This window comes from Burkholderia sp. BCC1644 (assembly GCF_902833225.1).
Classification (GTDB): domain Bacteria; phylum Pseudomonadota; class Gammaproteobacteria; order Burkholderiales; family Burkholderiaceae; genus Burkholderia.
Genome location: NZ_CADFEI010000025.1, coordinates 40,815 through 54,804, shown reverse-complemented (window position 1 = coordinate 54,804; position 13,990 = coordinate 40,815). Strand labels below are relative to the sequence as shown.

Annotated in this window: 10 protein-coding genes; 4 read left to right on the top strand and 6 right to left on the bottom strand. The window is 63.7% G+C overall.

Annotated elements, in window-relative coordinates; translation table 11 throughout:
* Nucleotides 1–44: 44 nt before the first annotated feature.
* Nucleotides 45–506, top strand: coding sequence for a DUF2147 domain-containing protein (locus HWX87_RS33970; protein WP_176051245.1), 462 nt, complete (start codon nt 45–47; stop codon nt 504–506).
* 102 nt (nt 507–608) lie between these two features.
* On the opposite strand, the gene HWX87_RS33965 is transcribed toward HWX87_RS33970, so the two are convergent.
* The 6 genes from HWX87_RS33965 to typA all read right to left on the bottom strand — a co-directional run bounded on the left by HWX87_RS33965 (nt 609) and on the right by typA (nt 10,291).
* Nucleotides 609–1,019, bottom strand: coding sequence for a transposase (locus tag HWX87_RS33965; protein ID WP_176051244.1), 411 nt, complete (start codon nt 1,017–1,019; stop codon nt 609–611).
* Between the two features lie 144 nt (nt 1,020–1,163).
* Nucleotides 1,164–2,261 carry a cell division protein ZapE gene (gene zapE, locus HWX87_RS33960; RefSeq protein WP_176051243.1) on the bottom strand — a complete coding sequence of 366 codons (1,098 nt, stop codon included), beginning with the start codon at nt 2,259–2,261 and terminating at the stop codon, nt 1,164–1,166.
* 98 nt (nt 2,262–2,359) lie between these two features.
* Nucleotides 2,360–3,790 carry a dihydrolipoyl dehydrogenase gene (gene lpdA, locus HWX87_RS33955; protein WP_176051242.1) on the bottom strand — a complete coding sequence of 477 codons (1,431 nt, stop codon included), beginning with the start codon at nt 3,788–3,790 and terminating at the stop codon, nt 2,360–2,362.
* 81 nt (nt 3,791–3,871) lie between these two features.
* Nucleotides 3,872–5,146, bottom strand: a complete 1,275-nt coding sequence (odhB, locus tag HWX87_RS33950; protein ID WP_176051241.1) for a 2-oxoglutarate dehydrogenase complex dihydrolipoyllysine-residue succinyltransferase — start codon at nt 5,144–5,146, stop codon at nt 3,872–3,874.
* A 135-nt stretch (nt 5,147–5,281) separates the two neighbouring features.
* A complete protein-coding gene (locus HWX87_RS33945) occupies nt 5,282–8,146 on the bottom strand; it encodes a 2-oxoglutarate dehydrogenase E1 component (RefSeq protein ID WP_176051240.1) in 2,865 nt (954 codons plus the stop codon).
* 318 nt (nt 8,147–8,464) lie between these two features.
* Nucleotides 8,465–10,291: a translational GTPase TypA gene (gene typA, locus HWX87_RS33940; RefSeq protein ID WP_176051239.1), complete on the bottom strand. Its 1,827-nt coding sequence runs from the start codon at nt 10,289–10,291 to the stop codon at nt 8,465–8,467.
* Nucleotides 10,292–10,619: 328 nt separating this feature from the next.
* On the opposite strand from typA, the gene HWX87_RS33935 reads away from it, so the two are divergent.
* The 3 genes from HWX87_RS33935 (at nt 10,620) to HWX87_RS33925 (ending at nt 13,962) form a co-directional block, all read left to right on the top strand.
* On the top strand, nt 10,620–11,111 hold the full coding sequence (locus HWX87_RS33935) for a MarR family transcriptional regulator (protein WP_176051238.1): 492 nt from the start codon (nt 10,620–10,622) through the stop codon (nt 11,109–11,111).
* 87 nt (nt 11,112–11,198) lie between these two features.
* The gene (locus HWX87_RS33930; protein ID WP_176051237.1) at nt 11,199–12,695 is read left to right on the top strand and encodes an efflux transporter outer membrane subunit; all 1,497 of its coding nucleotides are present in this window, start codon (nt 11,199–11,201) and stop codon (nt 12,693–12,695) included.
* Between the two features lie 52 nt (nt 12,696–12,747).
* A complete protein-coding gene (locus HWX87_RS33925) occupies nt 12,748–13,962 on the top strand; it encodes an efflux RND transporter periplasmic adaptor subunit (protein WP_176051236.1) in 1,215 nt (404 codons plus the stop codon).
* Nucleotides 13,963–13,990 lie beyond the last annotated feature (28 nt).

Here is a 13,990-nt window from a genome sequence, read left to right as displayed (position 1 = left end):
GTGCGGGCGAATCGAACACGACATGCAAAACAAGGAGGACGACAATGATTCAACTGACCCGCCCGTTGCGTGCAATCGCCGTTGCCGGCGCACTGCTCGCCTGCGCAGCCCCCACGTTCGCACAAGCCGACAATCCCGTCGGCATGTGGCAGACGATCGATGACAACACCCATCAACCGAAGGCACTCGTGCAGATCGCCGAGGACGGCGACGGTGCGCTGACGGGCAAGGTCGTCAAGGGCCTCGGCGCGAACGATACGCCCGACCGCCGCTGCTCCGCCTGCACGGACGAGCGCAAGGATCAGCTCATCAAGGGCATGACGATCATCAAGGCAATGAAGAAGGAAGGCGACCACTGGGACGGCGGCAACATTCTCGACCCGGAGAACGGCAAGGTCTACAAGTGCAAGATGACGCTCGAAGACGGCGGCCAGAAACTCGTGGTGCGCGGTTACATCGGCGTATCGCTGCTCGGCCGGTCGCAGACCTGGGTTCGCCAGCAATAACGCAGCTCGCGCGCCGACGCGCGGCTCAATGAAAAATCGGCCTGCGACGAAGTCGTCAGGCCGATTTTCTTTGGGTGCGGGCGCAACAGAAATGGATCGGCATCACGCTGCATGCTTCAGCGAGTCGGGCGCATAGCCGCCCGGTGTGCGATACGCGGGTACCGCGTTGCTACGCGCCTCCGCCGCCTTCGATTGCGTGTGCTTGCGCATCCGTGCGGACAATTCGTTGCACAGATTCACGCCCGAGTCGCCATAGAGTTCACGCATCACGCTCAACAGCGTGCCCGTCTCGTGCCAGACCTTGAAGCGGCGATGGCAAGTTTGATACGACGGGTAACGGCGCGGCATGGCGGACCACGTTGCGCCGCTGTAGATCACCCAGAGCACGCCGTTCAGGACGGCCCGCGTATTGGCTAACGGACGGCCGCGCAACTCGGTGCGCGGCTGCATTTCGGGCAGAAGTGGCACAACGCTGCGCCACTCGTGGTCGGTCAGATCGCGATACGGTGTCATGGACATCTCCAGCCTTGGTAACCATGACACAACGATATCGGCTCACCTCAACAATGAATATAAGACAAATCCGAAAATACCCCGAGATTGCGCGGATTTGACCGGAATTGACGTTTGAATCTCGTCAATTACCGGACAAGGCAATCAGGTCAGCGACGTATCGACGATGCGGCGCGGCGTTTCGAGGTACTCCTTCGACTGCATCTCGACGATTCGCGACACCGTGCGCGCGAATTCGTTGGCCATCGGGCCTTCGACGTACAACTGCTCCGCCGGCACCGCTGCCGACATCAGCAGCTTGACCTTGTGATCGTACAGCACGTCGATGAGCCACGTGAAGCGGCGCGCCTCGGACGCCATCCGCGGCGACATCTGCGGTACCTCGGACAGCACGATCGCATGGAAGCGGCTCGCCAGCTCGAGGTAGTCGTTCTGCGAACGCGGGCCGCCGCACAGCGTCGCGAAGTCGAACCAGACGACACCGTCCGCCTTGCGCAGCGCCTTCAACTCGCGCTTCTCGATATGCAGGATCGGGCTTTCGTCGGGTACCGCCGCGAGCTTGCCGAACGCATGGCGCAGTTCGCGATCGGCGTCCGCGCCGAGCGGCGTGTGATACATCTTCACCTGCGCGAGCGTGCGCTGGCGATAATCGACGCCCGCGTCGACGTTCAGCACGTCGAGCCTGTCCTTGATCAGCGCGATCGCCGGCAGCATGCGGTCGCGATGCAGACCATCCGGATACAGGTCGTCGGGATCGTAGTTGGACGTCATCACGAACTGCACGCCGTTGTTGAACAGGCGGTCGAGCAGACGGTACAGGATCATCGCGTCCGCAATGTCCGACACGTGGAATTCGTCGAAGCAGATCAGCCGGTAGCGCTTCGCAATCCGCCGCGCGAGTTCGTCGAGCGGATCGGCCTGCCCTTTCAGTTCCTCGAGTTCGCGATGTACTTCGCGCATGAATTCGTGGAAATGCAGGCGCGTCTTGCGCTGCACGGGCACGACCGCATAGAAGCTGTCCATCAGGAAGCTCTTGCCGCGACCGACGCCGCCCCACATGTAGACGCCGCGCGGGAGGTCGGGATGATTGATGAGCTTCTTGAATGCGTTCGAGCGGCGCGCCTTGTACTCGACCCACTCGTCGAAACATTGCTGCAGGCGATCGACGGCCGCGCGCTGCGCGGGATCGGACTGATAGCCGCGCGTGGTCAGTTCGCGCGTGTAGTATTCGGTGACGTTCATCGGGCAAACCGGAAAGAACGAAGGCGAGCGGGAAACCCCGCCCGCCTTCGTCATGAGACGGTTGCGCCGGCCGATTGCCGGCAGGCGCTATACCGTGCTCAGCTGTTCAGCGAGCGCTTGTCGACGGCGAGCGCCGCTTCGCGCATCACTTCCGACATCGACGGGTGCGGATGGCAGATGCGGGCGATGTCTTCCGACGCCGCCTTGAATTCCATCGCCACCACGGCTTCCGCGATCAGGTCCGACGCGTTCGCGGCGATCACGTGCACGCCGAGCAGTTCGTCGGTCTTCGCATCCGCGATCATCTTCACGAAGCCGTCCGGCGCATTCATGCCGAGCGCGCGGCCGTTGATCGAGAACGGGAACTTGCCCGACTTGATCTCGCGGCCTTCCGCCTTCAGCTGCTGCTCCGTCTTGCCGACCCATGCGATTTCCGGGTACGTGTAGATCACCCACGGAATGCAGTTGTAGTCGATGTGCGGCTTCTGGCCGTCGATCACTTCCGCGACCAGCACGCCTTCGTCTTCCGCCTTGTGCGCGAGCATCGGGCCGCGCACCACGTCGCCGATCGCGTACACGTTCGGCACCGCCGTACGGCAATGATCGTCGACGTCGATGAAGCCGCGCTCGTTCGCCTTCAGGCCGATTGCCTCGAGGCCGAGGTTGTCGGTGTTCGGCACGCGGCCGACCGACACGATCAGGCGGTCGGCGTCGAGCGTCTGCGCGTTGCCGTCCTTGTCCGTGTAGGCGATCGACACGCCGTCGGCGGTCGCCTTCACTTCACCGATCTTCACGCCGAGATTGATGTCGAGGCCCTGCTTCTTGAACAGCTTGGCCGCTTCCTTGGCGAGCGCTTCGTCGGCTGCGCCGAGGAATGCCGGCAGCGCTTCGAGCACCGTCACTTCGGCACCCAGGCGGCGCCACACCGAGCCGAGCTCGAGGCCGATCACGCCGGCGCCGATCACGGCGAGCTTCTTCGGCACCGCGTCGAACGTCAGCGCACCTTCGTTGTCCGACACGATCTTGTTGTCGACCGGGATGCCCGGCAGGTGACGCGCCTTCGAGCCCGTCGCGATGATCACGTTCTTCGCGGTGACGACTTCGGTTTCACCTTCGCCGCTCACTTCGATCTGCACGCCGGCGTCGGTCTTGCCGGTGAACTTGCCATGGCCCTTCAGCCAGGTGATCTTGTTCTTCTTGAACAGGAATTCGATCCCGCTCGTCATTTTCTCGACGATCGCATCCTTGCGGCCGAGCATCTTCGCGACGTCGATCTTCACGCCGTCGACCGTGATGCCGTGGTCGGCCAGGTGATGCGACGTGTTCTCGAATTCTTCCGACGACGCGAGCAGCGCCTTCGACGGGATGCAGCCGACGTTCAGGCACGTGCCGCCGAGCTTCAGCGCGCCGGCCGGGTTCTTCCACTTCTCGATACAGGCAACGGTCTTGCCGAGCTGCGCGGCGCGAATCGCGGCGATGTAGCCGCCGGGGCCGGCGCCGATCACGACGACGTCAAATTCCTTGGACATGACAATCCTTTCTACTTGTACGCCCGCGGGTTCGCGCGTGTGCGCGAACCCGCGGAGCGGGTCGATGCAGTGAGACTCGGCTTACAGGTCGAGCAGCAGGCGGGCCGGATCTTCCAGCGCATCCTTCATCGCGACGAGCGACAGCACGGCTTCGCGGCCGTCGATGATGCGGTGGTCGTACGACAGCGCGAGATAGTTGATCGGACGGATCACGATCTGGCCGTTTTCGACAACCGGGCGCTCCTTCGTCGCGTGCACGCCGAGGATGGCCGACTGCGGCGGGTTGATGATCGGGGTCGACAGCATCGAACCGAACACGCCGCCGTTCGAGATCGAGAACGTACCGCCCGTCATTTCCTCGATCGACAGCTTGCCGTCCTTCGCCTTCTGGCCGAATTCGGCGATCTTCTTTTCGATCTCGGCGAGGCTCAGCTGATCCGCGTTGCGCAGGATCGGCACGACGAGGCCGCGCGGCGAGCCGACAGCGATACCGATGTCGAAGTAGCCGTGGTAGACGATGTCGTTACCGTCGATCGACGCATTCACGAGCGGGAACTTCTTCAGCGCGTGCACGGCCGCCTTCACGAAGAACGACATGAAGCCGAGCTTCACGCCGTGTTCCTTCTCGAACTTGTCCTTGTACTTGTTGCGCAGTTCCATGACCGGAGCCATGTTGACTTCGTTGAACGTCGTCAGGATCGCGTTGGTCTGCTGCGATTCGAGCAGACGCTCGGCGATACGCGCACGCAGGCGCGACATCGGCACACGCTGTTCCGGACGATCGTTCAGCCAGGTCGTCGCCGATGCCGGCACCTTCACTTCCGGCAGCGACGGCTTCGCCGCGGTCTTTGCCGGTGCAGCAGCCGGAGCCGCCTTCGGTGCGCTGCCAGCGGCCAGCGCGTCGCCCTTCGTAACGCGGCCGTCGCGGCCCGAACCTGCGACGTCGCCTGCCGACAGGCCCTTCTCGGCCAGCAGCTTCGATGCGGCCGGCGATGCCGTCGCCGAGCTCGATGCCGTTGCAGCGGCCGGCTGTGCAACCGGCGCGGCTGCGGCAGGCGCTGCTGCCGGCTTGACTTCGGCGGCGCCCGCCGCTGCTTCGGCAGCACCTGCCTTCGCTTCGGTGTCGATCGTCGCGATCAGCTGATCGGCAACGACCGTGTCACCGTCGTTCTGCAGCACTTGCGCGAGCACGCCCGCTGCCGGTGCCGGCACTTCGAGCACGACCTTGTCGGTCTCGAGTTCGATCAGGATTTCGTCCTGCGCAACTGCGTCGCCCGGCTTCTTCTTCCACTGCAGCATGGTCGCTTCCGAAACCGACTCCGAAAGCTGGGGGACTTTGACTTCTACGATAGCCATGTGATTTTCCTGGATGCTTAATCTGGGTAATGACGAGGTTCGTGCGATTCCTTCGGCCGGTGCGGCGCGCCACGCGCCAGGCAGGCCAAAAGAGACGGGAAAGCGCCGCGCGCCTTCCCGTTTCGCTTCCGTCGGTTATTTCGCGATCGATCCGCTCTTCAGGCGGCCGAAAGCACCTTCGATCAGGGCCTTCTGCTGCTCGTAGTGCTTCGCGTAGTAGCCAACCGCCGGCGAGGCCGAAGCCGGACGGCCGCTGTATGCCAGCTTCTGCCCTTCCTTCATGCCTTCCTTCAGATGGTGCTCGACGTAGAACCAGGGGCCCTGGTTCTGCGGCTCGTCCTGCACCCAGACCACTTCAGTCGCGTTCTCGTACTTCTTCATTTCGGCTTCGAACTGCTTGTGCGCGAACGGATACAGCTGCTCGATACGGATGATCGCGACGTCGTTCGCCTTCGCTTCGCGGCGATGCGCAACGAGGTCGTAATACACACGGCCCGAGCAGGCCAGCACGCGCTTGACCTTCTTCGCGTCGATGCCGCCGTCGGTTTCGCCCAGCACCGGCTGGAACGAACCCTTCGCCAGTTCCGACAGGTCCGACACCGCTTCCTTGTGACGCAGCAGCGACTTCGGCGTTGCGATGATCAGCGGCTTGCGGAACAGGCGGATCATCTGGCGGCGCAGCAGGTGGAAAATCTGCGCCGGCGTCGTCGGCTGAACGACCTGCATGTTGTGATCTGCACACAGCTGCAGGAAACGCTCGATACGCGTCGACGAGTGTTCCGGACCTTGCCCTTCGTAGCCGTGCGGCAGCAGCATCGTGAGACCCGACACGCGGCCCCACTTCACTTCGCCCGACGAGATGAACTGGTCGATCACGACCTGTGCGCCGTTGACGAAGTCGCCGAACTGCGCTTCCCACAGCACGAGCGTGTTCGGCTCGGCGGTCGAGTAACCGTATTCGAAGCCCAGCACCGCTTCTTCAGACAGCACCGAGTCGATCACCGTGAACTTCGCCTGGCCTTCGGCGATGTTCTGCAGCGGCACGTACGTACCGTCGTTCCAGCGCTCGCGGTTCTGGTCGTGCAGCACCGCGTGGCGGTGCGTGAACGTGCCGCGGCCCGAGTCCTGGCCCGTCAGGCGCACCGAGTAGCCCGATGCGACGAGCGACGCGAATGCGAGGTGTTCGCCCATGCCCCAGTCGAGCGGCTGGTCGCCACGCGCCATGTTGCGGCGGTCGTTGATCACGCGCTCGACGAGCGGGTGGACCTTGAAGTTTTCCGGGACCGTCGTGATGCGTTCGCCGAGGCGCTTCAGTTCGGCGAGCGGCACGGCCGTGTCGGCTGCATCCGTCCACTTGCGGTTCAGGAACGGAACCCAGTCGACCGCGTACTTGCTCTTGTAGTTCGACAGGACCGGGTCGACCGTGTGGTGACCGTCGTCCATCGCCTTGCGGTACGCCTTCACGTAGCCGTCGGCGTCTTCCGCGGTGATCACGCCCTGCTGCACGAGCTTCTCGGCGTACAGCGCACGGGTGCCCGGGTGCTGCGCGATCTTCTTGTACATCAGGGGCTGCGTGACGGCCGGCGTGTCCTGCTCGTTGTGACCCAGCTTGCGGAAGCAGACGATGTCGATCACGACATCCTTGTGGAACTGCATCCGGTAGTCGATCGCGATCTGCGTCGCGAGGATCACGGCTTCCGGATCGTCGCCGTTCACGTGCAGCACCGGCGCCTCGATCATCTTGACGACGTCGGTACAGTACAGCGTCGAGCGCGCGTCGCGCGGGTCGGACGTCGTGAAGCCGATCTGGTTGTTGATGACGATGTGCAGCGTGCCGTGCGTGCCGTAACCGCGCGTCTGCGCAAGGTTCAGCGTTTCCATCACGACGCCCTGGCCAGCGAAGGCCGCGTCGCCGTGGATCTGCACCGGCAGCACTTGCAGGCCGTCTTCGTCGCCGCGACGGTCCATCCGTGCCTTCGCGGAACCTTCGACCACCGGGTTCACGATTTCGAGGTGCGACGGGTTGAACGCGAGCGACAGGTGGACCGGGCCGCCTTCCGTCGACACGTCCGACGAGAAGCCCTTGTGGTACTTCACGTCGCCTGCCGGCAGGTCGTCGACGTGCTTGCCTTCGAATTCGGCGAACAGGTCGGCAGGCATCTTGCCCAGCGTGTTGACCAGCACGTTCAGACGGCCGCGGTGGGCCATGCCGATGATGATTTCCTGCACGCCGCTCTTGCCTGCGTGCTGGACGACTTCGTCCATCGCCGCGATGAAGCTTTCGCCGCCTTCGAGCGAGAAGCGCTTCTGGCCGACGTACTTGGTGTGCAGGTAGCGCTCGAGGCCTTCAGCGGCCGTCAGGCGATTCAGGATGTGCTTCTTCTCGTCCGTCGAGAAGTTCGGCGTCGCGCGAGTCGATTCCAGGCGCTCCTGCCACCAGCGCTTCTGTTCCGGGTCGCTGATGTACATGTATTCGGCGCCGATCGTGCCGCAGTACGTGTCACGCAGGCCCTTGACGATGTCGCGCAGCGAAGCCTGGTCGAAACCGAAATACAGGTTGCTGGCACTGTACGTCTGGTCGAGGTCGCCTTCGGAGAAGTCGTAGAACGCGGGTTCGAGTTCGGGAATGGCGGGACGTTCGCGACGCTTCAGCGGATCGAGATTGGCCCATTGCGAGCCAAGGAAGCGATAAGCGCTGATGAGGGACTGCACGTGAACTTGCTTGCGCGCTGCAGCAAGGTTGGTGCTGCTTTCGCGCGGGATGAAGGCATTGGCCTTCGCACGCTCGGCGAACGATTCGACGATCGGAAAATGAGCGACGTCATTGGCACTCGAGCCGTCCGTTGCAGGCACGTTCTGCAGCGCGTCGAAATACTCTCGCCAGTTCTCCGGCACCGACGCCGGATTGTTGAGGTATGCATCGTACAGTTCTTCAACGTACGAAGCATTGCCGCCGAACAGATAGGAGTTCAGCTGAAACTGCTTCATTACATCTGACATTTTACGCTCACCTTTCTTCGAGCTTCTCGAGAAATAGCGGGTTACTCAACCTTCCGCGACACGGCCTGACCGTTTAGCGGATTGCGAATCAAGTCTTGCTTGGAAGGACCTAAAACTTGCGTGCGCGCAGCATATCACAGAACCGATACCGGAGTTCACGGTGAAATGTGCCTGAAAGCACCGTGCGACGGGGTTTTGCCGGATTGCCACGACCCGCAGGAACAGTGTTTTGCAGGCAATCCGGTTGCGCGTCGCGCAGATGCAAAAAAGGCTGCCCGAAGGCAGCCTTTTCCGTCATGCAGCGAACGGTCGAAATGCTTAGTCGACCGCGCCTTCGCGGCTCGCGCGGCGACGCTCGTGCTCCTTCAGGAAGCGCTTGCGCAGGCGGATCGACTGCGGCGTCACTTCGACGAGCTCGTCGTCGTCGATGAATTCGACCGCGTATTCCAGCGACATCTGGACCGGCGGCACGAGACGCACGGCTTCGTCGGTACCCGATGCACGCACGTTGGTCAGCTGCTTGCCCTTGATCGGGTTCACGACGAGGTCGTTGTCGCGGCTGTGGATGCCGATGATCATGCCCTCATACAGCGCGTCGCCCGGCTTCACGAACATTCGGCCGCGATCCTGCAGCTTCCACAGTGCGTAGGCCACGGCCGCGCCGTCGTCCTGCGAGATCAGCACGCCGTTGCGGCGCTCGAAGACCGAACCGTCCTTGACCGGTGCGTACGAATCGAAGATGTGGCTCATCAGGCCCGTGCCGCGCGTAAGCGTCAGGAATTCGCTCTGGAAGCCGATCAGGCCACGTGCCGAGATCTTGTATTCCAGGCGCGTGCGGCCGCGGCCGTCCGACGCCATGTCGAGCATTTCGCCCTTGCGGCGGCCGAGCTCTTCCATCACGCCGCCCTGGTGTTCGTCTTCGACGTCGACGGTCAGCAGCTCGAACGGCTCGTGACGCACGCCGTCGATTTCCTGCATCACGACGCGCGGACGCGATACGGCCAGCTCGTAACCTTCGCGACGCATGTTCTCGACGAGAATCGTCAGGTGCAGCTCGCCACGGCCCGACACCTCGAACACCGTTTCGTCGCCCGTGTCCTTCACGCGCAGCGCGACGTTGTGGTTCAGTTCCTTCATCAGGCGGTCGCGGATCTGGCGGCTCGTCACGAACTTGCCTTCGCGGCCCGCGAGCGGCGACGAGTTGACGAGGAAGTTCATCGTCAGCGTCGGTTCGTCGACGGTAATCATCGGCAGCGCTTCCGGCGTATCGACCGCGCAGATCGTCGCGCCGATGCCGACGTCTTCAATACCGTTGATCAGCACGATGTCGCCCGCTTCGGCCGACTCGACCTGCACGCGCTCGAGGCCCTTGAACGACAGCACCTGGTTGATCTTGCGGTTCAGCACGTCGCCTTCCGGGCCGAAACGCATCACGACCGGCTGACCCGGCTTGATGCGGCCGCGCGTGATGCGGCCGACGCCGATCCGGCCGACGTACGTCGAATAGTCGAGCGACGTGATCTGGAGCTGCAGCGGCGCTTCCGGATCGGCCGGGCGAACCGGCACGTGCTCGAGGATCGCCTCGAACAGCGGGCGCATGTCGCCTTCGCGCGCAGCCGGGTCGAGCGACGCGTAGCCGTTCAGGCCCGACGCGTAGACGATCGGGAAGTCGAGCTGCTCTTCGGTCGCACCGAGCTTGTCGAACAGGTCGAAGGTCTGATTGATCACCCAGTCGATCCGTGCGCCCGGGCGGTCGATCTTGTTCACGACGACGATCGGCTTCAGGCCGAGCGCCAGCGCCTTCTTCGTGACGAAGCGCGTCTGCGGCATCGGGCCCTCGACCGCGTCGACCAGCAGCAGCACCGAGTCGACCATCGACAGCACGCGCTCGACTTCACCACCGAAGTCTGCGTGCCCCGGGGTGTCGACGATGTTGACGTGCGTGCCTTCGTATTCGACCGCGCAGTTCTTCGCGAGAATCGTGATCCCGCGTTCCTTTTCGATGTCGTTCGAGTCCATCACACGCTCGACGACTTGCTGGTTGTCGCGGAAGGTGCCGGACTGGCGAAGCAGTTGGTCGACGAGCGTCGTCTTGCCGTGGTCGACGTGAGCGATGATGGCGATATTGCGAAGGGCGCGGGTCATAGAAACCTGGAAATCGTTTGAACGCGCAAACGCGCCCGCTCGTTTTCACGGGCGCGCGCTGTTGCAGCTTGGAAAGCCACAAATTATAGCACGTGAGAATGTCGAGAGCTGGCGGACACGTCACGACGCAACAAAACCAGGGCCGCCCCCTCCCCTCGAACCGGCGAAGCGATCGAATGCACCGCCGCCCGGCACACCGAAAAAACCTTATCGCTAAAAGGGATTTTCGCCCTGCGAAGCGCGCCCTTTGCCGTTCGATTAACATTTGCCGCGGCAAGCAATTGTACCTATACTGCTGCCTAGTCAACTATTGCAGCTTCAGGGTTTTATGTCGGATTCTTCTACCCAACCGCCCGTTTCGCCGCTGTCTTCGTATCAGATGAACGACAGCGTCGGCTATCTGATGTCGCGCGTGAAATCGGTGATGACCAACCTCGTCACGCAACGCACGCAGGAAGAGCTCGGCATCACGGGCACGCAGGCGAGCATGCTGTTCATGATCGCGGTCGGCAAGTGCTCGACGGCCGCCGAGCTCGCGCGCGAATACGGGATCGATGCGAGCGCGGTCACGCGCCTGCTCGACCGGGTCGAGAAACGCGGCCTGCTGTCCCGCGTGCGCAGCATCGAGGATCGTCGCGTCGTCCGCCTCGAACTGACCGACGAAGGCCGCACGCTTGCCGAACGGCTGCCGCCCATTTTCCGCAGCGTGCTCGACCAGGTGCTGGACGGGTTTACGCCGGAGGAAGTCGGGTTCCTGAAGAGCATGCTGCGCCGCATTCTCAGCAACTATTGCGAGACGGCCGGCGGTAGCATCGCGTAATAGTTGCCATAACAATTACTTTTGACAGATTAATGTAAGGAAATCCTTGCAGTGTCCATCATTCATTCCGAGTCAGGGGTCAGCGCGATGAAATCCTCCCCGTTGTCCGTGCGCGCCGGGTCGTGCCGCGCCGCCGTTGCCGCCGCGGTCGCCGCATTCGCACTGGCGGGCTGCGCAAACTACATCGGCATCAAGAGCGACAAGCAGATCGCCCCCGCATCGCAATTCGAGTCCGCCCAGAGCCTCCCGGCCCAGGGCGGCCAGTGGCCGGCGCTCGACTGGGCCAACCAGTTCGGCGATCCGCAACTGCCGAAGCTGATCGACGAAGCGCTGCAGGGCAATCCGTCGATCGCACAGGCGCAGGCACGCATCGCGAAAGCATCGTCGTACATCGAATCGTCGCGTTCGAACCTGATGCCGAAGGCCGAAGCCAGCTACTCGTGGACGCGCGAGCTGTACTCGTCGAACGCGCTGTTCCCGCCCCCGTACGGCGGCCAGTGGTACAGCGAGAACAACGCGCTCGCGAGCGCGTCGTGGGAACTCGACCTGTGGGGCAAGAACCGCGAACGCCTGCACACTGCCGTGTCGCAGGAGAAGTCCGCCGAAGCCGACATGCAGCAGGCGCGCATCACGCTCGCGTCGTCGGTCGCACGCACCTACAACTCGCTCGCGCAGCTTTATGCGCTGCGCGACATCGCGAAACGCGAGATCTCCAATCGCGAGACGGTCGGCAAGATCACCGACGGCCGCGTGTCGGCCGGCCTCGATACCAACGTCGAACGCCAGACGGCGCGCGGCAACATCGCGACAACGCAGGCTTCGCTGTCGGACCTCGACGGCCAGATCACGACGGTGCGCTACCAGCTCGCCGCGCTGCTCGGCAAGGGTCCGGATCGCGGGCTGCAGATCGCCGCGCCCGTGATGAACCCGACCGCTGAAATCGCGCTGCCCGGCAACCTGCCGGCCGATCTCGTGTCGCGCCGCCCCGACATCGTCGCCGCGCGCTGGCAGGTCGAGGCCGCGATGCACGACGTCAAGGAAGCGAAGGCCGAGTTCTACCCCGACGTGAACCTTGCGGCCGGCTTCGGTTTCGATGCATTCGGCTGGGGCAAATTCCTGAACTTCGCGAGCCGCCAGGCGCAGTTCGGCCCGGCGATCCACCTGCCGATCTTCGACGCCGGCGCGCTGCGCGCCCAGCTCAAGGGCCGCTATGCGGACTTCGACCTGTCGGTGGCGAACTACAACCAGACGCTGATCAGCGCGCTGAACGACGTCGCGACCCAAGTCGCGTCGATCCGCGCGGTCGACCGCCAGATGGGCGACGCGCAAAACGCACTCGACGCGTCGACGCGCGCCTACGATCTCGCGGTGATCCGATACAAGGCCGGCCTGTCGCCGCAACTGCAGGTGCTGACCGCGGACAGCAACCGTCTCGCATCCGAACAGACGGTGACCAACCTGAAGATGCGCCGTCGCGACATGCAGCTCGCACTGATCAAGGCGCTGGGCGGCGGGTTCGATGCGACCGGTACGCCGCTCGCCGCGCCCGACGCAGCCAAGCCGACCAAACAGGCCGCCAACTGATCCGGCGCCACCACTACGCAGACACTCGAAATAACGGACGGAGAAAATCGCCATGAGCGACCAACAAAACGCCGCCAGCGCGCAGCCGCAGAACAACGGCAAGCGCAAGCGAATGATGACGCTGCTCGTCGCGGTCATCGTGATCGCGGCCATCGCGTACGGCCTGTATTACTTCCTCGTCGCCCGCTTCCATGAAGGCACCGACGATGCGTACGTGAACGGCAACGTCGTACAGATCACGCCGCAGGTCACCGGCACCGTGATCGCCGTGAAGGCGGACGATACGCAGACGGTCAAGTCCGGCGACCCGCTGGTCGTGCTCGACCCGGCCGATTCGCAGGTCGCGCTGCAGCAGGCGGAAGCGAACCTCGCGCAGACGGTGCGCCAGGTGCGCGGCCTGTTCGTCAACGACGACCAGTACCGCGCGCAGGTCGCGCTGCGCCAGTCCGACCTGTCGAAGGCCCAGGACGACCTGCGTCGTCGCATGGCCGTCGCTCAGACGGGCGCCGTGTCGCAGGAAGAAATCTCGCACGCACGCGACGCCGTGAAGGCCGCGCAGGCATCGGTCGACGCCGCGCAGCAGCAGCTCGCGTCGAATCGCGCACTGACCGCGAACACGACGATCGCATCGCACCCGAACGTGATGGCCGCCGCCGCGAAGGTTCGCGACGCCTACCTCGCGAATGCGCGTAACGTGCTGCCGGCGCCGGTCACCGGCTACGTCGCGAAGCGCTCGGTGCAGGTCGGCCAGCGCGTGTCGCCGGGCACGCCGCTGATGTCGGTGGTGCCGCTGAACGCCGTGTGGGTCGACGCGAACTTCAAGGAAGTCCAGCTGAAGCACATGCGCATCGGCCAGCCGGTCGAGATGACGGCCGACATCTACGGCTCGTCGGTCACCTACCACGGCAAGGTCGTCGGCTTCTCGGCCGGGACGGGCTCGGCGTTCTCGCTGCTGCCGGCGCAGAATGCGACCGGCAACTGGATCAAGGTCGTGCAGCGCCTGCCGGTGCGGATCGAGCTCGACCCGAAGGATCTCGACAAGCATCCGCTGCGCATCGGCCTGTCGATGCAGGTCGACGTGGACATCAAGGACGAACGCGGCGACCAGCTCGTCAACGCGCCGAACACCGTCTACGAGACCAACGTGTTCGCGAAGTACGGAGACGAAGCCGATGCCGAAATCGCGCGCGTCATCGCCGAGAACGCAGGCGGCAACGCGTCGGCACCCGTGGCGGCGAAGCCGAACAGCGCCGCGAAAATGATGTAATCGTTCCGACTCCGGAAAAACAACCGAC